20 protein-coding genes, 3 tRNA genes and 1 pseudogene are annotated in these 23305 nt (G+C 69.5%); 13 read left to right on the forward strand and 11 right to left on the reverse strand.

The genetic code is table 11. From position 1 onward, the window contains the following. Nucleotides 1-59: 59 nt before the first annotated feature. The 4 genes from ACFYO1_RS06875 (at nt 60) to ACFYO1_RS06890 (ending at nt 4283) form a co-directional block, all read left to right on the forward strand. Nucleotides 60-746 carry a response regulator gene (locus ACFYO1_RS06875; RefSeq protein ID WP_387227910.1) on the forward strand — a complete coding sequence of 229 codons (687 nt, stop codon included), beginning with the start codon at nt 60-62 and terminating at the stop codon, nt 744-746. An 86-nt stretch (nt 747-832) separates the two neighbouring features. Continuing rightward, nucleotides 833-2026, forward strand: a complete 1194-nt coding sequence (locus ACFYO1_RS06880) for an ATP-binding protein (RefSeq protein WP_387227912.1) — start codon at nt 833-835, stop codon at nt 2024-2026. Beyond that, complete coding sequence (locus ACFYO1_RS06885) at nt 2019-3038, forward strand: hypothetical protein (protein WP_387227914.1); 1020 nt, start codon at nt 2019-2021, stop codon at nt 3036-3038. The genes ACFYO1_RS06880 and ACFYO1_RS06885 overlap by 8 nt, the downstream gene beginning before the upstream one ends. Nucleotides 3039-3083: 45 nt before the next feature. Continuing rightward, a complete protein-coding gene (locus ACFYO1_RS06890; RefSeq protein WP_387227916.1) occupies nt 3084-4283 on the forward strand; it encodes a winged helix-turn-helix domain-containing protein in 1200 nt (399 codons plus the stop codon). Here the strand turns inward: ACFYO1_RS06890 and ACFYO1_RS06895 are convergent, their stop codons facing one another. Then, nucleotides 4284-4727, reverse strand: a complete 444-nt coding sequence (locus ACFYO1_RS06895) for a hypothetical protein (RefSeq protein ID WP_387227917.1) — start codon at nt 4725-4727, stop codon at nt 4284-4286. Between the two features lie 147 nt (nt 4728-4874). Between ACFYO1_RS06895 and dapA the strand changes: the two genes are divergently transcribed. Continuing rightward, nucleotides 4875-5783 (forward strand): 4-hydroxy-tetrahydrodipicolinate synthase, encoded by a 909-nt coding sequence (gene dapA / locus ACFYO1_RS06900; RefSeq protein ID WP_387227919.1) that lies wholly within the window; start codon nt 4875-4877, stop codon nt 5781-5783. Between the two features lie 67 nt (nt 5784-5850). Further along, nucleotides 5851-7890 carry an RNase J family beta-CASP ribonuclease gene (locus ACFYO1_RS06905; protein ID WP_387227921.1) on the forward strand — a complete coding sequence of 680 codons (2040 nt, stop codon included), beginning with the start codon at nt 5851-5853 and terminating at the stop codon, nt 7888-7890. 64 nt (nt 7891-7954) lie between these two features. Here ACFYO1_RS06905 and ACFYO1_RS06910 read toward each other — a convergent pair whose 3' ends face one another. Beyond that, nucleotides 7955-8515: a hypothetical protein gene (locus ACFYO1_RS06910; RefSeq protein WP_387227922.1), complete on the reverse strand. Its 561-nt coding sequence runs from the start codon at nt 8513-8515 to the stop codon at nt 7955-7957. Between the two features lie 29 nt (nt 8516-8544). After that, on the reverse strand, nt 8545-8913 hold the full coding sequence (locus ACFYO1_RS06915) for a DUF4189 domain-containing protein (protein WP_387227924.1): 369 nt from the start codon (nt 8911-8913) through the stop codon (nt 8545-8547). Between the two features lie 173 nt (nt 8914-9086). Between ACFYO1_RS06915 and ACFYO1_RS06920 the strand changes: the two genes are divergently transcribed. Beyond that, nucleotides 9087-9710, forward strand: coding sequence for a TIGR03085 family metal-binding protein (locus ACFYO1_RS06920; protein ID WP_387227926.1), 624 nt, complete (start codon nt 9087-9089; stop codon nt 9708-9710). A gap of 220 nt (nt 9711-9930) precedes the next feature. Next, entirely contained in the window at nt 9931-12501 is a 2571-nt protein-coding gene (locus ACFYO1_RS06925; RefSeq protein ID WP_387227927.1) for a DNA translocase FtsK, read from the forward strand. A gap of 30 nt (nt 12502-12531) precedes the next feature. Here ACFYO1_RS06925 and ACFYO1_RS06930 read toward each other — a convergent pair whose 3' ends face one another. Continuing rightward, nucleotides 12532-13101 carry a CGNR zinc finger domain-containing protein gene (locus ACFYO1_RS06930; protein WP_387227929.1) on the reverse strand — a complete coding sequence of 190 codons (570 nt, stop codon included), beginning with the start codon at nt 13099-13101 and terminating at the stop codon, nt 12532-12534. Nucleotides 13102-13221: 120 nt separating this feature from the next. Between ACFYO1_RS06930 and ACFYO1_RS06935 the strand changes: the two genes are divergently transcribed. From ACFYO1_RS06935 to ACFYO1_RS06950, 4 genes and pseudogenes are all read left to right on the forward strand, one after another. Next, nucleotides 13222-13710 (forward strand): YkgB family protein, encoded by a 489-nt coding sequence (locus ACFYO1_RS06935; RefSeq protein ID WP_387227932.1) that lies wholly within the window; start codon nt 13222-13224, stop codon nt 13708-13710. A 107-nt stretch (nt 13711-13817) separates the two neighbouring features. After that, nucleotides 13818-14669 (forward strand): alpha/beta fold hydrolase, encoded by an 852-nt coding sequence (locus ACFYO1_RS06940; RefSeq protein WP_387227934.1) that lies wholly within the window; start codon nt 13818-13820, stop codon nt 14667-14669. A 302-nt stretch (nt 14670-14971) separates the two neighbouring features. After that, nucleotides 14972-15481 (forward strand): annotated as a pseudogene (locus ACFYO1_RS06945) (ATP-binding cassette domain-containing protein); the annotation flags it as partial. 387 nt (nt 15482-15868) lie between these two features. Beyond that, on the forward strand, nt 15869-16567 hold the full coding sequence (locus ACFYO1_RS06950) for an ATP-binding cassette domain-containing protein (RefSeq protein WP_387231740.1): 699 nt from the start codon (nt 15869-15871) through the stop codon (nt 16565-16567). Nucleotides 16568-16607: 40 nt separating this feature from the next. Here ACFYO1_RS06950 and ACFYO1_RS06955 read toward each other — a convergent pair whose 3' ends face one another. Both ACFYO1_RS06955 and ACFYO1_RS06960 read right to left on the reverse strand, forming a co-directional pair. Next, nucleotides 16608-17642 carry an alpha/beta fold hydrolase gene (locus tag ACFYO1_RS06955; RefSeq protein ID WP_387227937.1) on the reverse strand — a complete coding sequence of 345 codons (1035 nt, stop codon included), beginning with the start codon at nt 17640-17642 and terminating at the stop codon, nt 16608-16610. Between the two features lie 141 nt (nt 17643-17783). Then, nucleotides 17784-20498: an AAA family ATPase gene (locus ACFYO1_RS06960; RefSeq protein WP_387227939.1), complete on the reverse strand. Its 2715-nt coding sequence runs from the start codon at nt 20496-20498 to the stop codon at nt 17784-17786. A gap of 132 nt (nt 20499-20630) precedes the next feature. Here ACFYO1_RS06960 and ACFYO1_RS06965 point away from each other — a divergent pair, with 132 nt between their 5' ends. After that, nucleotides 20631-21059 (forward strand): hypothetical protein, encoded by a 429-nt coding sequence (locus ACFYO1_RS06965; protein WP_387227941.1) that lies wholly within the window; start codon nt 20631-20633, stop codon nt 21057-21059. Between the two features lie 154 nt (nt 21060-21213). On the opposite strand, the gene ACFYO1_RS06970 is transcribed toward ACFYO1_RS06965, so the two are convergent. From ACFYO1_RS06970 to ACFYO1_RS06990, 5 genes are all read right to left on the reverse strand, one after another. Next, nucleotides 21214-21286 (reverse strand) — tRNA-Arg (locus ACFYO1_RS06970). A gap of 28 nt (nt 21287-21314) precedes the next feature. Further along, nucleotides 21315-21388: transfer RNA gene (locus ACFYO1_RS06975), tRNA-Leu, on the reverse strand. Between the two features lie 10 nt (nt 21389-21398). Further along, nucleotides 21399-21470 (reverse strand) — tRNA-Arg (locus tag ACFYO1_RS06980). 273 nt (nt 21471-21743) lie between these two features. After that, nucleotides 21744-22370, reverse strand: coding sequence for a hypothetical protein (locus tag ACFYO1_RS06985; RefSeq protein WP_387227943.1), 627 nt, complete (start codon nt 22368-22370; stop codon nt 21744-21746). Nucleotides 22371-22406: 36 nt separating this feature from the next. Continuing rightward, nucleotides 22407-23243 (reverse strand): class I SAM-dependent methyltransferase, encoded by an 837-nt coding sequence (locus tag ACFYO1_RS06990; RefSeq protein WP_387227945.1) that lies wholly within the window; start codon nt 23241-23243, stop codon nt 22407-22409. Nucleotides 23244-23305 lie beyond the last annotated feature (62 nt).

Here is a 23305-nt window from a genome sequence, read left to right on the forward strand (position 1 = left end):
CTGGCAGAACGTTGTTGCGGTGGGGATGTGACGAGTTTGCTCGGGAATGGAGATTTCAGGTGACGTTGGCCGAAGGGGGCAATAACGCACCGCGCCGGATCGGAGTGGTCGAAGACCACGAATCAGTAGCGATCGGACTGGCCGCGATGCTTGCGCCCGAACCCGATCTCGACCTGGTGCTGACCGCAGGCACGGTGCCGGAGTTATTGGCCGCCGCTCAGGATCTACCGCAACTGGATCTGGTCGTGCTCGACCTGCGCCTGGCCGACGGGTCGACGCCCGAGGACAACGTGCGCGCCCTGCGCGACCGCGGCATCGAGGTACTGATCTTCACCGGCGCGGACAACGCGTTCCTCGTGCGGTCCGCCGCGCGGGCCGGGGTGCTCGGCGTGGTGCGCAAGTCCGAGGACGTGCAGACCGTGGTCGCCGCCGTGCGCCGCGCGGGTTCCGGTGAACAGGTCGTGACCACCGACTGGGCCGCCGCCATCGACGGCGATCCGCAGCTGTCCGATGTCGGGCTCAGCCCGCGTCAGGAAGAGGTGCTCACGCTGTACGCGTCCGGCGAGAAGGCTTCCCGGGTAGCGCGATTGACCGGTCTGTCCGAACAGACGGTCAACGACTACCTCGGCCGCATCCGGCAGAAGTACGCCGACGCGGGCCGTCCCGCGCCGACCAAGACCGACCTGTACAAGCGGGCAGTGGAGGACGGATGGCTTCCGGTGCCCGAGCGGCAGCCACGCGGATGACTGCGTCCAGCATGCTGGACACCCCGACCCCCACTGTGTCACTCGAGCGCATCTCTCCGAGCCGCTGGCGCAGGGGTGCGGCTCCGGTGTCCAAACAGAGTGGTTACGAGGGCGCGTCCGATCGAATCCTGCGGCGCTTCGGGTTGGCGATCGGCATCGCCGGCGTGATCGTCGCGGTGGTGGAACTGCCGGAGATCGCGGACCAAAGCCGCCTGATCGCGGGCGGCTGGACGATCCTCACGGTGGTCCTGGCGTTCGGGTTGTTCCCGGTGCTGGCCGCGGTGTCGATCGCGTCGAGCCGGCAACTGATCCAACTGGTTTCGGGTGCGGCGGCGGTGAGTTTTCTCGCCGCCATGGCGGTGATCCCGCTCGCGTATCCGGATCCGGTGCCGGAGGCCTCCTCGGTGTGGCTGTACCGGGTGCTCGCGCTCGGCGTGCTCGCGGCCGTGCTGGCCTGGCGCCCGTTGTTCGCGGTGATCTACCTGGTGATCGGTGCGGCGCTGTCGGCATTCGCCAATTCCTTCGTGCTGCCCGACTCGACGCCCGTGGTGTGGGCCGGGGACTTCGTTCGCGCGGCCGGACTCTGCGCGCTGTTCCTGTGGTGCGCCATCTACGCGAAGGCCGCCGCGGACCGGGTGGACCGCGAGTCGGCGATCGAGAGCAGGCGGGCGGCGGCGGTGGCCGGCGCGGCGGCTCGCGATCGTGAACGCGCACGGTTCGCCGCGCTGATCCACGACGCGGTGCTGTCCACGCTGCTCGACGCGTCCCGGGCGGGCACCGACTCGCCGGTGCTGCGCAGGCAGGCCGAGCGGACCCTCGAACAGCTCGACGAATGCCGGGTCGGCGACGTCGAACCCAATCGGCTGGACGCGCAGTCCGCCACCGGGTTCCTGCGTTCGGCGGTGCACGAGGTCAACCCCGGCATCCGTTTCACCGCGCGCCGCTGGTCCGGATTCGACGACCTGCGACTGCCGGTGGACGCCGCGGGCACCATCGCCGCCGCGCTCACCGAGGCGGTGCGCAACAGCCTGCGCCACGCGACCGTGCCCGGCCGGGAGGTGCAGCGCACCGTCACGGTGACCATCAGCGCCGGCGGCATCCGAGTGGTATTCCGGGACGACGGTGCGGGTTTCGACCTGGGCCAGGTGCCCGCCGACCGCCTCGGCATCTCGGTGAGCATTCTCGGCCGGATGCGGCAGCTGGCCGGCGGCGCGGGTTTCGTGGAATCGCAGCCGGGCGAGGGCACCACGGTGACATTGGTGTGGGGTAGCGATGGCTGAGCAGGATACCGAATTCGGGCTGCGCGATCTGCTCGGACTGCGGGATCCGGCGGCCGGGCTGTTCCTGCTCATCCTGCAGGCGACCATCGTGCTGTACATGGTGCGCAACTTCGGTGATTCGCCGCTGGTCGCGGCGGTGACCGCGCTGGTGCTGCTGGCCGCGGCCGGGGTGCTGGTGCTGGTCATCCCGGTCGATCCGCTGCCGCTGCCGGCCACGATATTCGTGGCCGCGTCCGGGCCGCTGGCCACCGCGCTCACCGTGCTCGATGTCGAAGACGGCTGGTCCAAGCAGGTGTGGACGGCGTTCGCCGCGTCCTATGTGCTCGCGGTACTCGTGCTGCGTGGCCGATTGGGCGCGGCGTGGCTCGGGGTCGCCGGCGTGGCGGTGGTCATCGCGACCGTCGGCGTGGTGAACGGGCTGCGCGGCGAAGTGATCGCCGGATCGATCGTGCCGATCGCCACGGTGGCCGGTGTCTCGCTGTTCGCGGTGATCATGCGCCCGACGCAACGCTCGTTGCGGCTGCTGCGCGAGGAGTCGACGATGCGCGCCGCCGCCGAGGCCACCATGGCCGCGGAGAACGGCGAACGCGACCGTCAGCTGGCCCGCCTGGACAAGGTGGCCCGGCCGATCCTGGAACGCATCGCCGACGGCGTCGAACTCACCGCCACCGAACGCGAGCAGTGCCGGCTGCTGGAGGCCGAACTGCGCGACGGGCTGCGCGCCCCGCAACTCGTCACCGACGAACTCAGCAGCGCCGCCCGCGGCGCGCGCTCCCGCGGCGTCGAGGTGGTCCTGCTCGACGACGGCGGCTTCGCCGGCGTGCCCCGCTGGGTCCGTCAACAGGTAATCGAAGCCGCGACAAAGGAATTGGACGCCGCCAACGCCGGCTCGGTCACCGTGCGCGTGCTCCCCATGGGCCGGCGCATCCTCGCCACCGTCCTGGCCAACGCTCCCGACCAGGACCGCCGCACCGAGATCGACGCCGCGGGCAGCATCAAGATCTCCACCTAGGCCCGCTCGGCGAAGCTTGTCGGACCCCCGTGGCATATTGCAGGGATGCGGAAGTTCAGTGTCGCGGCGGCGCGGCGGATCGCGCTGGCGGCGCAGGGGTTCACCGCCCGGAAACCGGCGCGGGCCACCCGGCGGTCGGTCCTCGGGGTGGTCGAGAAAACGCAACTGCTGCAATTGGATTCGGTGTCGGCGGTGGTGCGGGCGCACTACGCGCCGGTATTCAGCCGGATCGGTGCCTACGATCGGTCGCTGCTCGAGGATGCGGCGTGGAGCCACAACGCGCGGCGGCCGCGGCGGCTGGTGGAGTACTGGGCGCACGAGGCCGCGCTGATCCCGGTCGAGGACTGGCCGCTGATGCGCTGGCGGATGAAGCGGTTCGAGAACGGCCGCTGGTCGGCCGCCACCAAGGTGGTCGAGCGCAATCCCAGCCTGGGCAACGACATTCTGGACGTGCTCACCGAGGTCGGCCCGTGCACCGCCGGCGATGTCGAACGGCATCTGGAGCTGGACAAGCCGCGCGGCGGCGGGTCCTGGTGGAACCTCAGCGATACCAAGACGATCTGCGAGCAGTTGTTCGCCGCGGGTGCGCTGTCGATCGACAAGCGGGTCAGCTTCGCCAGGTATTACGACCTAGCCGAACGGGTGATCCCGCCGGATATCTTGGCGCGCACCGTTTCCGAGGAGGACGCGATCCGCGAACTGATGCTGCGCGCGGCCACCGCGCACGGCATCGGCACCGAGACCGACCTGCGCGACTACTACCGGCTCCAGCGCAGCCAGACCGAACCGGCCATCGCCGACCTCATCGATGCGGGCGAGCTACACCAGGTCGAGGTCGAGGGCTGGGATAAGCCCGCCTATCTACGCGAGGGCGCGGCCATCCCGCGCCGGGTCGAAGGGGCGGCGCTGCTGTGCCCGTTCGACCCGCTGATCTTCTTCCGCGCTCGCACCGAACGTCTCTTCGACTTCCACTACCGGCTCGAGATCTACACCCCGGAACCCAAACGGGTGCACGGCTATTACGTCTTCCCGTTCCTGTTGAACGGCGAACTGGTCGGCCGGGTCGACCTGCGCGCCGAACGGGCCGCGGGCCGGCTCTCCGTCCCCGCCGCCTTCGCCGAACCCGGCTACGACACCCCCGCCACCGCGCACGCCCTCACCGAGTCGCTGCGCGACATGGCCGACTGGCTCGAACTGGACAAGGTGGTCTTCGGGTCCAAGGGCAATCTCGCCCCGTTCCTCTAGTCAGACGTCACGCTTCTGCCCGTACCCGCGCATCTGGTCGCGCAGGGCGCCCGAGACCGCGCCGGACAACCAGGAGTTCAGCGACTGGTTGCTCTGCGCGGCAGCCTCTTCGGCCTTGGACTTCAGCGTTTCGACCAGCCGCAGCGTGACCCGGCTGATGTCGCCGGTCATTTCGTCGAAGGTCGGATGATCGTCCGCGGACGCCTTCTTGCGCAGATCGACCTTGGCCTCGGTGCCGTCGAACGAGAGGTGCACCGTGCGGTCGCCCAGTTCGGCGCTGAGCTCGTTGGCGAGGTCGGACAGCGCGGCAAGCAGCACCAGCCGGGCCGAGCTCTCGGTCGCCGCGGCCAGCGCCGCCGCGGTGGCCTGGGTCTTCTCGTCGCCGAGGGCGGCGGCCGCGATCAGGTCCTCGCGCAGGCGGGCGGTGTACTTGTTCAAATCCATGACATCAGTGTGGCGTCATATCTGATGTCACGCAAGGAAGGGTGTGACATCACGATCCTGTCGTAGGTGACCGCGCACCGAACCGGCCGGTCCATTCGGTGGCGACGGTGTCGAGGGTGTTCCTCCGACCGGGTAGCCTTTCTGACCATGACGAACGGTGAATCGACGCAGAACGAGCTGCGCGCGTCCGGCACGGTCGGTGTCGCGATGGTGACCCCCTTCAGCGCCGACGGCAAGCTCGACGTCGATGCCGGGGTCGCGCTCGCGGCTCACCTGGTCGATCGTGGTGTCGATCTGCTCGCGATCTCCGGCACCACCGGCGAGTCGCCGACCACCACCGAACAGGAAAAGGCGGACTTGCTCCGCGCCGTCGTCGAGGCGGTCGGCCACCGGGCCACCGTGATCGCGGGCGCGGGCACCTACGACACCGCGCATTCCATCGAACTCGCCCGCAACGCCCAGCGGGCCGGCGCGCACGGTCTGCTGGTGGTGACGCCGTACTACTCGCGTCCCTCGCAGGAGGGCCTGCTCGCGCACTTCACCGCGGTCGCCGACGCCACCGACCTGCCGGTCACCCTCTACGACATTCCGCCGCGCTCGGTGGTGCCGATCGCCAGCGACACCATCCGCCGCCTGGCCGAGCATCCACGCATCGTCGCGGTGAAGGACGCCAAGGGCGACCTGAACGCGGGCGCCGACCTGATCGCCAACACCGGCCTGGCCTTCTACTCCGGCGACGACACACTGAACCTGCCCTGGCTGTCGATCGGTGCGACCGGATTCATCAGCGTCATCGGACATCTCGTCCCCGAGCGGCTGCGTGAGCTGCTCACCGCCTACACCACGGGCGCGGTCGAGCGCGCCCGCGAGATCAACGCCGGCCTGGTGCCGTTGAACTCGGCGATGTTCCGGCTGGGCGGTGTCGCGATGAGCAAAGGCGGCCTCCGCCTGCTCGGGATCGACGCCGGTGAGCCGCGGTTGCCGCAGTTGATGCCGAACCCTGAACAACTCGAGTTCCTTGCCGCCGATCTACGGGCGGCGGGGGTGCTCGGATGAGAGAGCGGAGCGAGCGAATCACCACACAGCAGAGCGAGCCGAATACCCGGCGCATCGAGGTCAGGTCATGACCGAACCTGTCGCGCGTCGTCCCCGTCGAGCCGCGTCCCGTACCGCGGGCCCCCCGCCGCCGGCTCCGGTCGAGCAGCCCAAGCGCGTCGAAAAGCCCGCGGCCCAGCCGGAAGTCGCGGCGCAGCCCGAGGTCGCGCAGTCCCCGGCGGCCACGTCCGAGCCCGCCGCGGCGAAGACCACGCAGCCGCGCAAGTCGGCGGCGAAGAAGTCCGCGCCGGCCAAGCAGGGTGCCCCGCGCGCCGAAGCGCCGAACAACGGCCAGCAGGCCCGCAAGTCCGGCCGCGGCCGCCAGCAGTCCGGTCGCGGGCGCGGCGAACAGTCCGCGCCGCAACAGGATCCGCGCGCCGCGGCGCTCGCGCACGACCGCCTCGGCGCGCCGCCGAAGCTGGCCAAGAACGGCCTGCGGGTCTTCGCGCTCGGCGGCATCGGTGAAATCGGCCGCAACATGACCGTTTTCGAATACGGCGGCAAGCTGCTCATCGTCGACTGCGGCGTGCTGTTCCCCGAGGACCAGCAGCCCGGCGTCGACCTGATCCTGCCCGACTTCCGCCCGATCGAGCACCGGATCAACGATGTGGTCGCGGTCGTGCTCACGCACGGTCACGAGGATCACATCGGCGCGGTCCCGTTCCTGCTGCGGCTGCGCGGCGACATCCCGGTGGTCGGTTCCAAGTTCACCCTCGCGCTGGTCGCGGCGAAGTGCCGGGAGCACCGCCAGCAGCCGAAGCTGATCGAGGTCATCGAGGGCCAGCACACCAACCACGGCCCGTTCGACTGCGAGTTCTTCGCGGTCAACCACTCCATCCCGGACGCGCTCGCCGTCGCCATCCGCACCCCCGCGGGCGTCGCGCTGCACACCGGTGACATCAAGCTCGACCAGCTGCCGCTCGACGGCCGCCTCACCGACCTGGCCGGCTTCTCCCGGCTCGGCGACGAGGGCGTCGACCTGTTCCTGGTGGATTCCACCAACGCCGAGGTGCCCGGCTTCGTCACGCCGGAACGCGAAATCGGCGGCGTGCTCGACACGGTGATCGGCAAGGCGCGCAACCGGGTGATCGTCGCCTCGTTCGCCAGCCACGTGCACCGCATCCAGCAGGTCGTCGACGTGGCCCAGAAGTACAACCGGCGGGTCTGCTTCGTCGGCCGCTCGATGGTCCGCAACATGCAGATCGCGCAGGACCTCGGCTACCTGACCGTGCCGGAGAGCGTGGTCGTCGACCTCGATCAGGCCGCGACGCTGCCCGGCGATCGACTGGTGCTGATCTCGACCGGTTCGCAGGGCGAGCCGCTCTCGGCGCTGTCCCGGATGGCGCGCGGCGACCACCGCCAGATCAACATTCGCCAGGACGATCTCGTGGTGCTGGCCTCCTCGCTCATCCCCGGCAACGAGAACTCGGTGTTCGCGGTGGTGAACGGCCTGGCCAGGCTCGGCGCCACGGTGATCACCCAGCAGAACGCCAAGGTGCACGTCTCCGGGCACGCGTCCGCGGGCGAGCTGCTCTACCTGTACAACGCGGTCCGTCCGACCAACGCGATGCCCGTGCACGGTGAATGGCGGCACCTGCGGGCCAACGCCGCGCTGGCCATCGCGACCGGCGTGCCGGAGGACCGGGTCATGCTCGCCGAGGACGGCGTGGTGGTCGACCTGGTCGACGGCATCGCCTCGATCGTCGGGCGGGTGCCGGTCGGGCACGTGTACGTCGACGGTCTCTCGGTCGGCGACGTCGGCGAGTCGACGCTGTCGGACCGGCTGGTGCTCGGCGAGGGCGGCTTCATCTCGATCACCGTTGCGATCGACGAGACCACCGGCAAGGCGGTGAGCGCGCCGGAGGTCAGCGGACGCGGTTTCTCCGACGATCCGACGGCGCTGTCCGACGCGGCCGAACTGGTCGAGGCGGAGTTGCAGCGGCTGGCCACCGAGGGGGTCACCGACATCCACCGGATCGCGCAGAGCGTGCGGCGCGTCGTCGGCCGCTGGGTCGCCGACACCTACCGTCGCCGCCCGATGATCGTGCCCACGGTTATCGGCGTCTGACCCAGATCAACGAAAAGCGCCGGGAGCCAACGGCTTCCGGCGCTTTTCGGATGTAAGACCCAGCTCATTCCTCGCAAGCGGCGGACTCGATCTTCGCGCTCTTGACGATGTTGCAGGCGAAGGTGTGGTCGACCTTCCATTCGCCGCCCTCGGAGACGAACGAGACGAACGCGCCGTCGACCGGGCTGCCGTTGATGGTGACCTTGGCGTCGGCCTTCAGCTTGCCGTCGGCGGGGTCGTTCACCTTGGTGATCTCGACCTTGACGCCCTGCTTCTTGGCGGCGTCGACCAGGTTGGCGACCAGGTAGGGATCCTGCTCGGCGGCCTGGATCCAGCTGATCTTCTCCTTGTTCGGCACGTTCGGATCGAACGCCTTGGTCAGGCGGTCGTTCAACTGCTGGGTCGAGGGCTTGGCCAGCGCCGGCGAGGACGGGGTGGTCGGCGCGGAGCCGGTTTCCTTGTCGCCCTTGTCGCTTCCGCCCTGGAGTTCGCCGGGCTTGGTGTCGGCGTTGGCGGTGGTGCTCGGCGACGTGGATTCCTTGTCACCGGAGGCGCAGGCGGTGAGCGTGCACGCGGCGGCGGTCAGCACGACGGCCACGGCGGTCCGGAAAGTGCGGTGTTTCACGATGTTTCCCCTGAATCGATTCGCGGACATCAGCCGTGGTTGGACGTGCAGTTCCAGTGCACGATGTAGGCGTCGGAGGAGTTGTTCACCCGCGCCTTACTCTGCGCGCCGCTGCGCGACGCGGCGTAACCCCAGCTGTAGGCGCCGGTCCGGTTCGAATAGGCCACCGCCCCACAGCCGTTGGCGAACCAGACCACCGTCTCGCAATCGTCGGCGCCGCAGCTGCGGACCGCCCGTGCCTGCGCGGAGCTCGAATCCGGGTAGTCGTAGGAGTACCCGATCAGTCCGGTGGAGGTGGACAGTGCGATCGCGCCGTAGTTGTAAGCCTTGGCTTGCGCGGCAGGCGAGCTGATAGCCAGCGCGCAACCCGCGGCGGCCACGACGGCTGCACCAGTCATAAACTTCTTCACAGGGAATTTGCCCTTCTTGTATTTAGGTCCACGACCCGATGGACCGAGTGACAAGGTACATAGCGAACCCTCATTGCGCTACCCAAGAATTCGGGGGTCTCGCCGCTCGGTACGCACGATGCCGGGGTGGAGGCGCTCGAGCCGGTCGGTATGTTCGAGGAGTGAGCATCGCGCAGCGGGAACGTCAGAAGCTCGTCGAGACCATGACCGCGGTCGGGCCGGAGGCGCCGACGCTGTGTGGCACCTGGACGGTGCGAGACCTCGCCGCGCACTTGGTGGTTCGCGAGCGACGCCCCGATGCCGCGCCGGGCATCATGCTGAAGCCGTTCGCCGGGTATCTCGACGGCGTGCAGGCCAAGACGGCGAGCCGCCCGTTTCCCGAGCTGCTGGAACTGGTCCGGACCGGGCCGCCGTGGTGGTCGCCGCTGCGACCGGTCGATGCCATCGCGAATCTGACCGAGATGTTCGTGCACCACGAGGACGTGCGGCGCGGCAGCCCCGGATGGGAGCCGCGGGCGCTGCCGCAGGCGGACGAGGACCGGTACTGGCAGCTGGTCCGGCGGATGGCGCGGCGGTCCTACCGGAATGCGCCGGTTCAGGTCGTGCTGGAGACGCTGGACGAGCGGCGCGCGGTCGTCCGGTCCAAGCCGGGCGAGGAAGTGGTGCTGACCGGGGCGCCGTCGGAGCTGCTGCTGCACTCGTTCGGGCGGAACGAGGTTCGGATCGAGACCACCGGCACGCCCGAGGCGGTGCAGTCCGTTCTGACGTTGGATCGCTCCGTCTGATCGTTCGCACCGTGCCGGGCGGTCGCGGCCCGGCGAAGGGACGGTTTGCTCGATGTCCTTCAGGGCCGACCGGTCGGGTTCGACACGCTGGATCACCCGCTGGGGGCGAGCGCACCGGATCCCTGGCGACCTGGGCATCTGCACAGTTCGGCACTCCTGAGACGGGCGATACCAGTGTTGCGGATGGTCTGTAAGGGGCGTTTGCGGCTAGCCTGGGTGCATGGCAGGTAAGTCCCGCAGCACCACGACTACTCGGGCGCGGGCGGGATCGGCGCGGGGACGGACCACGGCGGCTCGGTCTCGTTCGGCAACGCCCCGCACCACGACGACTCCTCGGACGCGCCGACCGCCTGCGCGCAGACCGGTTCGGCGCACCTCGAACACCGCGCCGCTGGCCGTGGTGAGCCGCGGCATCAGCAGCGGCTGGAACATGCTCGCGCGCGGGCTCGGCGCCACCACCCGGACGCTGAGCAAGGCGGGGGAGATCGAGCACGGCCATCGCCGCGACGGCATCGCGCTGGCCCTGATCGCGGTGAGCGCGGTGATCGCCGCCGCGGTGTGGCTGTCGGCGGGCGGCCCGGTGGGGCACTGGGTGGGGGAGGCCATCCGGGCCGTGTCCGGCTCGGCCTCGGCCGGACTGCCGTTCGTGGCGACCGGGATCGCGGTCGTGCTGATGCGGACCGAGGCGCGTCCGGAGATCCGGCCGCGGCTGGTGCTCGGCGGGCTGCTGGTCGGTCTGCCGGTGCTCGGACTGTGGCACGTCCTGGCCGGCGCGCCGACCGATCCGCACGGGCGTTCGCGCGCAGCGGGTTTCGTCGGCTTCGTGGTGGGCGGGCCGCTCACCAACGGGCTCACCGCCTGGCTTTCGGTGCCGATCCTGTTGCTGGCCATCGTCTTCGGCGTGCTGCTGCTGACCGGCACGACCGTGCGCGAGGTACCCGCCCGGCTGCGCGAGTACTTCGGCACCGGCAGCGGTGGCGACGAATACGGTGAGTACGAGGGCGAATACGGCTACGACCCGGCCAAATACGATGCCGACGGGTTCCCGCTGCACTCGGCCAAGGCGAAGCGCCGCGGCCGGACGCCGGTGGAGAACTACCCGCCCGACGAGTTCGGCGATCCCGACGCGGTGACCGAGGTGATCGGCGAGCCGCCGCTGCAGGACGCCAAGCCGATCGCGACGGAAACCCCGGCCGCCAAGCCGAAACCGAAGAAGCAGCGCCCGGCCGTGCAGGTGGAGGACCAGACCCCGCCGCCGCCGAAGCAGCTCGAATTCGTCGCCGACCGCGAGGTCGAGGGCGACTACGTGCTGCCGCCGATGTCCTTGCTGACCGACGGCGAGCCGCCCAAGAAGCGCAGTGCCGCCAACGAATCGATGATCGAGGCGATCACCGAGGTGCTGGTGCAGTTCAAGATCGACGCCGCGGTCACCGGTTTCGTGCGCGGCCCGACGGTGACCCGCTACGAGGTGGAACTCGGGCCCGGCGTGAAGGTCGAGAAGATCACCGCGCTCGCCCGCAACATCGCGTATGCCGTTGCCACCGAGAACGTTCGGCTGCTCGCGCCGATTCCCGGCAAGTCCGCCGTCGGCATCGAGGTACCCAACTCCGATCGCGAGCTGGTTCGCCTCGCCGACGTGCTCAAGGCGCCGTCCACCCGAAACGACCACCACCCGTTGGTGATCGGGCTCGGCAAGAACATCGAGGGCGACTACCTGGCCGCGAATCTGGCCAAGATGCCGCACCTGCTGGTGGCCGGCTCCACCGGCTCCGGTAAGTCGAGTTTCGTGAACTCGATGCTGGTCTCGCTGCTGCACCGGGCCACGCCGGACGAGGTCCGGATGATCCTGATCGACCCGAAGATGGTGGAACTCACCCCGTACGAGGGCATTCCGCATCTGATCACGCCCATCATCACCCAGCCGAAGAAGGCGGCCGCCGCGCTGGCCTGGCTGGTCGAGGAGATGGAGCAGCGCTATCAGGACATGCAGGCCAACAAGGTTCGCCACATCGACGACTTCAACAAGAAGGTCAAGTCCGGCGCGATTACCGCGCCGCTCGGCAGCGAGCGGGTGTACCGGCCCTACCCGTACATCCTCGCCATCGTCGACGAGCTCGCCGACCTGATGATGACCGCCCCGCGCGACGTCGAGGACGCGATCGTGCGGATCACCCAGAAGGCCCGTGCCGCAGGCATTCACCTGGTGCTGGCCACCCAGCGTCCCTCGGTCGACGTGGTCACCGGCCTGATCAAGACCAACGTGCCGTCCCGATTGGCCTTCGCCACTTCGTCGTTGACCGACTCGCGGGTCATCCTGGATCAGCCCGGCGCCGAGAAACTGATCGGCATGGGCGACGGCCTGTTCCTGCCCATGGGCGCGAACAAGCCGACCCGCCTGCAGGGCGCGTTCATCAGCGACGAGGAAATCCACGCCGTCGTCGACTTCGCCAAGAATCAGGCCGAGCCCGAATACCAGGAGGGCGTCACCGCCGCGAAACAGGGCGAGAAGAAGGATGTCGACCCCGATATCGGCGACGACCTCGACGTGTTCATCCAAGCCGTCGAACTGGTCGTCACCTCCCAGTTCGGTTCGACCTCCATGCTGCAACGCAAACTCCGCGTCGGCTTCGCCAAGGCCGGTCGCCTGATGGACCTGATGGAAACCCGCGGCGTGGTCGGCCCCAGCGAGGGCTCGAAGGCCCGCGATGTCCTGATCAAGCCGGATGAGCTGGACGGTCTGCTGTGGACCATCCGCGGCGGTGGCGAGGAGCCGCCGCCCGAGGAGTCCTAGCTCGTAGAATTCCGTACGGCGGCAAGGGAGTCAGTCGGCGTGCTCGCCGGCGCGGACCCGTTCGCGCCAGGTGCGGTTCTTGGCTCGATTGCCGCAGTTGGTCATGTCGCACCAGCGGCGGGAGCGATTGCGTGAGGTGTCGAAGTAGACCCAGCGGCAGTCGGCCGCGGCGCAGGATTTGACCCTGGCCCAGTCGCCGGAGGCGCGGACGGTGAGGTAGGACTGCGCCACCGCGGCGGCGGCGTGCCGCGCCGGATCCGCGTCGGCCTCGGCTACCAGGTGCGGGCCTCGCTGATTGTCGCCGAGCCGCAGGATCACCGGAGCGGACGCCAAAACCGTTGCCGCGCCCTCGATCACGCCGGTGTCGGGCTGCTGCCCATTGTTGGCCGCGGCCAGCTCGCGCATGCCCTCGCGCAAATCTCGCAGTGCCAGTAGCGCATCCGGTCCGACGTGCAGTGCGGCGTCGTCGCGCCCGAGCCAGCTGGTCAGCCATGCCGGAGCGCGCTCGTCGGCCAGCACGTCGTCGCCGTCGGGGCAGTGCCGGGTGTTGATGAACGCCACCAGTCGATGCACCGCTTCGGGCTGACCCTCGATCGTCATGAGACCAGTGTAACCACTTGACCGGTCACGGTGTCGCGGGTCACAATGACCAGTGTTACGAGTTAGCCGGTCACTCTCAGGATGGAACCCGGCGCTATCACCGAAAGCAGGGAGCATGTCATGGCAACCATCACCCGGACCTCGACGTTCGATCGAGTAACCGCTGTGCCGACGATCGGTGCCGCACTGAGCCGCTACGGCTTGGCGCTGGTCATCGTCTGGATCGGCGCGATGAAGTTCTTCGCCTTCGAGGCTCAGGGCATCCAGCCGCTGGTGGCCAGCTCGCCGCTGATGTCGTGGCTCTACGACCTGCTGAGTGTGAATGCCCTCTCGGCGGTCCTCGGTGTCGTGGAAATCGCGATCGGGCTATCGATCGCCGCGTGGCGCTTCGCCCCGCGCGTCGCCCTGCTCGGCAGCGCGGGCGCTGTCATTTTGTTCCTGACCACGCTGAGCTTCATGCTCAGCGCGCCCGGCGTCTGGCAACCCGGCTACGGCTTCCCGTTCCTCGGAGCGGGTGGGGGCTTCCTGATCAAAGACCTGGTCCTGCTCGGGGTTTCCGTCGCCACCGCGGGTGAAGGCATCACCGCCCTTCGCGCCCAGCGGCGCTGACGTACCGGCTACGTCATGGTCGGCGTCAGTTGACAGATGTGGCGGTGGGACCGGCCGACGCACAGTGGAATCCGTCAAGCCCACTGTTTCGCGGAAGGAACAATCACATGGCCGGCATCCGACGCCCCCATAACCGGCACGCTGCCCGGGCGATCGCGGCGATCACCGCCGCGGTGGCCGCGGGTAGCCTCGCCGTCGCCTGCACCGCGAGCACCACACGTGCCGAGTCGGCCGAGGACGCGCCGAAGCCGACGGTCGTGCTGGTGCACGGCGCGTTCGCGGACGGGTCCAGCTGGAACGACGTCATCGACAAGCTCCGCAAGGATCGGTATCCCGTTCTCGCGGCGGCCAACCCGCTGCGCGGCCCGGTCGCCGACGCCGCCACGCTGCGGGGATTGATCAGCCATATCAACGGGCCCGTCGTGCTGGTCGGGCACTCCTACGGCGGCTCGGTCATCAGCACCGCCGCCGCCGGCAGCGATCAGGTGCGAGCATTGGTGTACATCGCGGCGTTCCTGCCCGCGCCCGGCGAGACCGCGCTGGAGCTGACCGGCAAGTTCCCCGGCAGCACCCTGCCCGGCACGCTCGACCCGGTCCCGTTCACCACCGCCGACGGCGCCTCGGGCACCGATGTCTATATCCAGCAGGACAAGTTCCGCGCCCAGTTCGCCGCCGACGTGCCCGCCGACCGGGCAGCGCTGGCCGCCGCGGCGCAGCGTCCGGTCGCGCAAGCGGCGCTGGAGGAGAAGGCCACCGTTGCCGCCTGGGCCGACAAGCCCAGCTGGGACGTGATCACCACCCAGGACCTCAACATCCCCGTGGCGGCGCAGCGGTTCATGGCCGAGCGGGCCCGTGCGCACGTCACCGAGATCGCCGCGTCGCACTCGGTCGCCGTCTCCCACCCCGACGCCGTCGCGGACGTGATCGAGCAGGCCGCACGGGACACCGCCGCCCACTGAGGGGCGGTCCGCGGAGTTCGCCGAGGGCGGTCTACCTCGCCCCCGACGGGCCGAATGTTAGGGTGATCTGGTGATCATGGAGGAAGTCGACAGACTGTAGCCGCCCAGTCGGGGGCGGCGTATCGATCGCACATTCCGCTCGGCGTCCCGTATCGGGGACGGTCCGAGGTCTTCGTGCCTGCGCCTGTTTCGCCTCCGTCTGCTTCCGCAACGTTCCGAAATCACCCCGCGCCACGGTCTTCGCGACCTCGGCGCGCAACGTGCGGCCCGCTCGTAAGCGAGCAGGAAAGAGTCGACCCATCATGTCCATATCCACGCAATCCGCGATCACCTTGCAGCAGTTGACCTTCGAATGGCCCGACGGCACCGTCGCGCTGGCCGGGGTCGACGGCACCCTCACCGCCGGGCGCACCGGTCTGGTCGGCCGCAACGGCGCGGGCAAATCGACGCTGCTGCGCCTGATCGCCGGAATCCTCACCCCCACCTCCGGACGCGTCGAAACCACCGGTGCGGTCGGCTACCTACCGCAGACCCTCACCCTCGGCCGCGATGCCACCATCGCCCAATTGCTCGGCATCGCCGACACTCTCGCGGCGCTGCGGGCGATCGAATCCGGCGACAGCGCGGAACGGCACTTCGAGACCATCGGCGACGACTGGGACATCGAGGCCCGCGCCGACCAGGCCCTGGACGAAATCGGTTTCAGCGCGGCGGATCTGGACCGGAAGGTGGGGGAGATCTCCGGCGGCGAAGCGGTGCTCGTCGCGATCACCGGCCTGCGGATCCAGCGCACCCCGATCACCCTGTTCGACGAGCCGACCAACAACCTCGATCGCGAAACCCGGGCCCAGCTGGCCGAATTCGTCGACACCTGGCCCGGCACCCTGGTGGTGGTCAGCCACGACCTGGAACTGCTCGAGCGGATGGACGCCACCGCGGAACTGCACGGTGCCACCCTGGACGTGTTCGGCGGCCCTTACAGCGACTGGCAGCGGCACATCGAACAGGAACAGGCGGCGGCTGCGCAGGCGGCCCGCACCGCCGAGCAGGCGTTGAAAGTCGAGAAACGCCAACGCGTCGAGGCCGAGACCAAGCTCGCCCGACGCGAACGGACGGGGCGCAACACCCAGCAGAACGGTGGCATTCCGCGGATCCTGGCAGGCAATCGGGCCAGCAAGGCGCAGGCTTCGGCCGGGGCCATGCGTACCACGCTGGACGCGAAAGTCGTTGCGGCGCAGGATGCGCTCGCGTCCGCGGCGGCGCGGGTGCGGCGCGAGGAACACATCCATCTCGAACTGCCGGACCCGGATGTGCCGCGCAGCCGCCGCATCGCGGAACTGCGCGACGGTGAACGCGGCATCGTCATCCAGGGCCCGGAACGCGTCGCCCTGATCGGCCGCAACGGCGCGGGGAAGACGACGCTGATCGAGAACCTGATCCACGGTCGCGCCCCGGAACGCGGCACCCTGTACACCGACCGGGTGGGCTACCTCCCGCAACGCCTCGACAACCTGGACGAGCGGGCCGGCGCCCTCGACAACGTGCACGCGGTCGCCGCCGCCACCCCGCCGGCCACGATCCGCAATCAGCTGGCCCGGCTACTGCTGCGCGGCGACAGCGTCGAGCGGCCGGTCTCGACGTTGTCCGGTGGTGAACGGTTCCGAGTATCGTTGGCGCGCTTGCTGCTTGCCGATCCGCCGATGCAGTTGCTGATCCTCGACGAGCCGACCAACAACCTCGACATCGCCAGCGTCGACCAGCTCGTCGACGCCTTGGCCGATTATCGCGGCGCGATTCTGGTGGTCAGTCACGACTATCCGTTCCTGCGCCGGATCGGCGTCGACACCGTGCTCGAGCTCGGGTCCGGCGGCGGCATCCGGCAACGGGCTTACCTGTAGTGCGACGTCGGGGCCGGCGATGGATCACCGGCCCCGACGCTCACAAGTGATCGGCGTCGATGATCGCCTGCGCGAACGGATGCGGCGCCTCCTGCGGCACGTTGTGCCCGATGCCGTCGAGCACGCGGTGCTCGTACTTGCCGGAGTACTTGCCGCGGTACGGTTTTCCGTCCTTGGCCGCGCCGTCGAAATCGCTGCCGATGGTGATGGCGGGCACGGTGATGGCCGGCCCGGCGGCGAGTTGCTGCTCGTACGCGTCGTATTGCGGCTCGCCGGGTGCCAGGCTCAACCGCCAGCGGTAGTTGTGGATGACGATGTCGACGTGGTCGGGGTTGTCGAAGGCGGCCGCGCTGCGGTCGTAGGTGGCGTCGTCGAAATGCCACTGCGGGGAGGCGCGCTGCCAGATCAGCTTGTTGAAGTCGTGCCGGTTGCGGGCGTAACCGAGGCGGCCGCGTTCGGTGGCGAAGTAGTACTGGTACCACCAGCCGAGTTCGGCCTCCGGCGCGAGCGGCTGCTGCTGAGCCGCCTGCTGGGTGACGATGTATCCGCTCACCGCGACGATCGCCTTGCAGCGCTGCGGCCACAGGGTGGCGATGATGTCGACCGTTCGTGCGCCCCAGTCGAATCCGCCGAGGACGGCCTGGTCGATGTGCAACGCGTCCATGAAGTCGACGATGTCGCGGGCGATCGCCGTCTGCTGCCCGTTGCGGACGGTGTCGGCGGACCGGAAGGTGGTCGGGCCGTATCCGCGCAGGAACGGGACGATCACCCGGTATCCGGCGGCCGCCAGCAGCGGGCCGACATCGGCGTAGCTGTAGGGGTCGTAGGGCCAGCCGTGCAGCAGGATCACGGGTTGTCCGGTGCTGGGCCCGAATTCGGCGTATCCGACACTGAGCACCCCGGCGTCGATCTGCTTGATCGGGCCGAGCGTGGTGTTGGCGCCCGAGCCTGCCCGCGGGTTCGGGCTCGGCGCCGTGGTCGCGGGCACGGTGGTGGTGTCGGTGGCGCAGGCCCCCAACGCGGCCACCGCGCCGGCGGCCAGGGCGCCCCCGAAGAATCGTCTGCTGATGTCCATCTGCGCTCCTGCTGTCGGTTCCCGGCGGATGCGCGGCGAGGTCCGTCACCGCTGGTACCGACGCTAACCAGCGCGGCGGAGCCACCGCGAGCGTCGGATGACGTAATCGGTGTCGGTCAGCGGTGCCGGGATAGGTCTCGGCTACGAGTTCGTGCCGCCCAGGGTCGGCAGCAGCGCGGCCAGATCGCCGCGCGCGCTGATCCCGAGCTTCGGGAAGATCCGGTGCAGATGGGTGCTGACCGTGCGATGCGACAGATACAGCCGCTGTCCGATCTCCCGGTTGGTCAGCCCTTGCGCGGCCAGTTGCGCGATGCTCAGCTCGTGCGGGGTGAGCCGGTCGCGGGCGTCCAGGCTGCGGTCCGGGCTCGACTCGCCGGCGCCGCGCAGTTCGACCCGGGCTCGTTCGCTCCAGGCGGTGCAGCCGAGGGCGTCGAAAGTCTCTCTGGCCGTGCGCAAATGGGTCCGGGACTCGACGACCCGGCGCTGCCGGCGCAGCCATTCGCCGTAGGCCAGGTGCAGGCGGCCGCGCTCGACCGGCCAGCGGCGCAGGTCCGCCGCCAGTGCGGCGGTGAACCGCTCGTCGACCGCCTCGGTAGCGAAAACTGCTTGCGCGTAACGCATTCCGATGTGCAGTGCGGGTGACGGGGTCAGCGCGGCCGCGGGGGTCAATTCGCGCAGCAAGGTCTGGATCGCCTCGGACTGCCCGGCTCGCACCGCCGCCTCGGCCTGCTCGGCGAGGAAATATCCGCGCAGGAACGGTGCGTGGGCCGGATCGCGCGGATCGTGCAGGCGGTTCAGGTCGGCGAACGCGTCGTCGAATCGGCCCTCGCCCAGGGCGATGAGTCCGCGGGTGAGCTGAACGGTGGCCAGCACCGGCCGCGCGCCCGCGGCCAGCCCGATCCGTTCCGCCTCCGCCGTCAGCGTCACCGCCTGCGGGAAATCCCCACGCAGCGCGGCGATTTCGGCCTGCACCGCGATGGCGAGTCCATGCATGAACGGCTGGCCGGTCTCCTGGGCGAAGGCGGCCGCCTCGGTCGCGACCGGCGCCGCGGCGGCGAGGTCGCCGAGCCGGGCCAGGCTCCAGGCCTGCACCGTGAGTGCGCGGGGCAGCAGTCCCAGTCGTCCGGCGGCGCGCAGTCCGGGCGCGGCGGCGGTGGAGAAGTCGGCGGCCAGGTCGAAGGCGCCGACCTGAAGGGACGCGCTGCCGAGGAAGCGGTCCACCTCCGGGTCGCGCCCGGTGATCGAGACCAGCGCACGGAGGTGGCGCAGGACCCGGTCGCCGCGTTCGAACGGCGCCACGTACGCCTGAATCGCGACCATGCGCGGGTCGTCGGCGGCAATGGGGAGCGCGTCGGCGACGGCGAGCAGGGTTCGACGGGTGTCGGGGCCGGGCTCGATCCAGAAGCACCGCATGGCCGCACCCCACAGGATGCGCAGGGCGGCGTCGTGGTACCCGTCGGCCGCGACGGCGGTCGCGGTCGCGGCCAGTTCGGCTATCCGCGAAGGGCTTTCGCGCATCCCGTCGTCGAACCCGCTGAGCAGCCAATCGGCGGTGGCCGCCTGCCGCGGGGTCAGCGCGAGCGTCCGCGCGAGGCCGACCAGGCGTTCGACGGCATCGCGACGGCCGGAGTCGACGGCCAGTTCGGCCGCGCGAAGCAGACGCTGCGCACGTAACTCGGGACTGGCGCTGAGCGCCGCGGCCCGTTCCAATGCCGCGACCGCGCCTGCCCGGTGTCTGGCCTGTTCCGCGGTCGTTTCGAGTTCGGCCGCCAGCTTGTCGTCGGGGCCGATGGTGCCGGCGGCGCGATGCCAGACCCGGCGATTCGGCAGCGCGCCGAGTACCTCGGCGAGCGCGCGGTGCGCCCGGCGGCGGTCGTCGGCGGTTGCCGTCGACGCGAGCGCCGACCGGATCAGCGGGTGCCGGAAGGTCACTGTGCCGGAGCCGATGTCGATCAGCCGGGCCGCGGCCGCCGGTTCGAGGATCTCGGGCTCGACCGGTTGATCCAGGAGAATGCCGGTGGCGGTGAGTGTTTCGGCGAGCGAGTCGCTGTCGTTGATCGCCGCGACCAGCAGTGCCGAGCGGCTACCCGCGGGCAGTGTGGCGGCGCGGGCGGTGAAGGCGCGTTCCAGGCGTTCGGTCAACGGCAGCGCCGCGGTCGGCTCGGTGAGTTCGGCGGCCGCCGTGCGTAGTTCGAGCAGTGCGAGCGGGTTGCCCCGCGCCTCTGCGCGCACCCGCCGCCGGACCGGCGCGGGCAGGTCCGCGGCGGCGTGGTCGAGCAGTGCGGTCGCTTCGTCGTCGGACAACCCGTCCAGCCGCATCGTGGTCAGCCCGGCGTCGCACAGCGGTGCGGCGCCGCCGTCGCGCAGCGTGCAGAGCAGGACGAGCGGTTCGGCCTCGATGCGGCGGGCGACGAAGGCGAGCGCGTCGGCGCTGGCCGGATCGAGCCAGTGCACGTCGTCGGCAACGACGAGCAGCGGCCGGTCGGCGGCCGCGTCGGCCAGCACGGTCAACGCGGCCAGCCCGACCAGGTACGGGCTCGGATCTCCCGAAGTGTCCGACATGCCCAAGGCGGTGGTCAGCGCCTCGGCCTGACGGGCAGGGAGGGCGTCGAAGCCCCGGCGCAAGGGATAGACCAGGCGATGCAGCCCGGCGTACGGCAGATTCTGCTCGGCCTCGAGGCCGGTGGCGCGCAGCACCCGCAGCCCCGCGACGGCCGCCGCGGCGATCGCCGCCTCGACCAGCGCCGACTTGCCGATGCCCGGTTCGCCCTCGATCAGGATCCCGCTCTGCTCGGTGGGCCCGTCCAACAGCGCGGCCAGGGCTTTCAGCTCGGCGTCTCGTCCGACCATCGGCATCGTGCGGCATCCCTTCTCCGGGTCCTCCGGCGATATCGCGGACCCGCCGCGACCCTATCTGAACCGCGAATACGTCAACCCAGCGTCACCTGACTGATTCGCCGACCGCCACCCGGCGGCGAGGGTAGTTCCATGGTTACCGTTCGTTTCCACCTCTCGTCCACGCTGACTCCCGCCGAGGTCGTGCGGGTGCTCACCGATTTCGGCCCCACCCGACCCGACCGGTGGCCGTCCATCGACGCCCGCCATTTCGTCGTACACGACCGCGGCGAGACGTGGGCCGAGGTGACCGAGGGCACCGCCGCCGCCTGGGAGCGCGCCCGCTACCAGTGGAATCCGGACGGCGACACCGTCACCATCACCACGCTCGAATCGAAGCTCTTCGGCCAGGGCGGCGGCTGGACCTTCCGCACCTCCCCCGAGGGCGCCGGCAGTCGTGTGGAGGTCGTCCTGACCCGGACCCCGCAGACGCTCAAAGCCAAACTGCTGGCCGCGTTGCTCCCGCTGATCGGACCATCCTCCCTGCGCAAGTCCCTCGCCGTCCCGCTGAAGGCCGCCTGATGCACGCGCTGAAGCACATGTCCCACTGGGTCGACCTACTCAGCGCGACAACGATTTCGACCGCGCCCGCCGCACTGTGGATCTGGTCGGAGACCGCACTGCTACACGGGCAGGGGCCCACTGTCCGAGACCTACTCGCCCAGTCGTAAGTGTGTGTGCCCGAAAGGATTCGAACCTCCGGCCTCCTGCTTCGTAGGCAGGCGCTCTCTCCGCTGAGCTACGGGCACGCGCGCCCCCGCGGGGGCGGAAAACGGGTTCCCTCGGCGAGATTCGAACTCGCACCTCCCGGAATCTAGGTCCGGTGCCTCTACCGATTGGGCTACGAGGGATCGGGTTTCGTATCCGTGAGTGGAGTCGAACCACCGACCTGCACCTTCGGAGGGTGCCGCTCTTCCACTGAGCTACACGGATATGAAACACGAAAAAGGGGGTCACCCCTTGGCGTTTGCCGCGGAGTGACCCCTTTCTCGGGTCTGTGTGCAGACACGAATCAGGGGCCGCTCCGTACGATCAGCCGTCGATAGGCGACCGTCGATAGCACGACATCGGCGCGCGACTGCCAGGCACCACGGCGCGACATCCGTCGCTGCTGGGTCCCGGTCATCGTCTTCGCCTTCCTGGTCATGTGTGTTGTTGGTACCGACGTTAACACCCGGATTTCCCGATGGGAACCGAATTTTCCACTCAGAAGGTTCGGTTGGACTCCCGCGAGATCTTGAATCCGGCACCGGTGGTGTCGTTCGTGCAGGTCACTCCGCTTTCGGCGGAGTCGCAGGTGAACGCGCCCACGGTGAGCATCCCACCGTACGGCAGCACCCGGCCGCCGCCGCGATCGCCGCCGTCGGTCGGCGCGCCGACGAACACGCCCTGGTTCAAGCAGAGCGCCTCGGAGTGCGTGCCGACGGTGAGCGCGCTCGCCTGCGGGTGCTTGCTCCAGCAGTCCTTGACCTGTGCGGGCGCGGGGGAAGTCGGTCCCTGACAACCGGCTTGGGCGTTGTCATCGATCGGCTGATCGAGGATCGCGCAGAGGAACGACCCGGTCGGCGACTGGAAGTAGTACCCCATCGACTGCCGGTACTGGGCCGGATCGACCGGACCGGACACAGGGCCGCGGGTCGTGGTCGGCGCGGCCGAGGAGGTCGGCGCCGGGGTCGCCGGCGCGACCGGGGAACTGCTCACGGCCGAACTCGGCGGCACCGAGCCGCGGGTCGGCGGCGTGCCCGAACCCTTGTCGTCATTGCCACACCCGGCCAGCAACGCCAGCGCGACGGCGCAGGGCACCACAGCGATACGAGCTCCTCGGATTTGCATGAGGGGCATTCTGTACCGCGTCCGCGAGCCTTTCGGTCAGGACGCGCCGGGCTGTTTGCGCGCCTGCACCGTGAAGCTCAGCGGCAACCGCTCCGGGTGTTCGGTGAGGTGCCATTCGTCGCCGTCGCCGCGCGTCATCTTGCCGGGCAACGCCTCCCACGGCACGCTTCGATGTTCGGTCAGCCCGGTGATCGACAGGCCGGCGTTCAACAGCGCGGTCACGATCTCGCCGAACCCGTGGTTCCATTCGTGGGTCGTCGTCTGGACGAACTCGGCGTCGGTCTCGACGTAGGTGCCGCCGTCGGAAAACACCATCGGCTCCGGCGTTTCGAAGTACGGGTAGCCGACGACCAGCCGGTCGGTGTGGGTTTCGTCGATCGTGCAGAGCATCGGATGGCTGTCCCGGATGAACAGCCGTCCACCGGGCCGCAGGAGCCCGGCGACGGTCTGCGCCCAGCGTTCGATGCTCGGAAGCCAGCACAGCGCACCGATTCCCGTGTACACCAGGTCGAATCGCGCCGCGCCGAGCGCGGATACCGCGTCGTAGACGTCCGCCTCGACGAAATCGATCTGCGCCCCGGTCTTTTCGGCGAGCAACCGGGCCTGTGCCAGCGACGCGGGGGAGAAGTCGAGCCCGGTCATGGTCGCGCCGAGCCGGGCCAGCGACAGGGTGTCGGTGCCGATGTGGCATTGCAGGTGCACCCCGCGCAGCCCGTCGATGTCACCGAGCAGCGGCCGATCGAACCGGACGACCTCGCTGAGGAAGTCCGGTTCCACGAGGAACCGGTGCACCGCGTAGTCGCGCGAGGCGGCGTGCACGGGTGCGCGCTCGTCCCAGTTGGCCTTGTTGAGGCGGAGGTAGTCGTCGGTCACGGCGTCACTCTGGCACGGAGGCCGCGGCGAGCGCATGTGAAATTATGGTCAGCAACCAACCC

Source organism: Nocardia sp. NPDC006044, assembly GCF_042871115.1.
Classification (GTDB): domain Bacteria; phylum Actinomycetota; class Actinomycetes; order Mycobacteriales; family Mycobacteriaceae; genus Nocardia.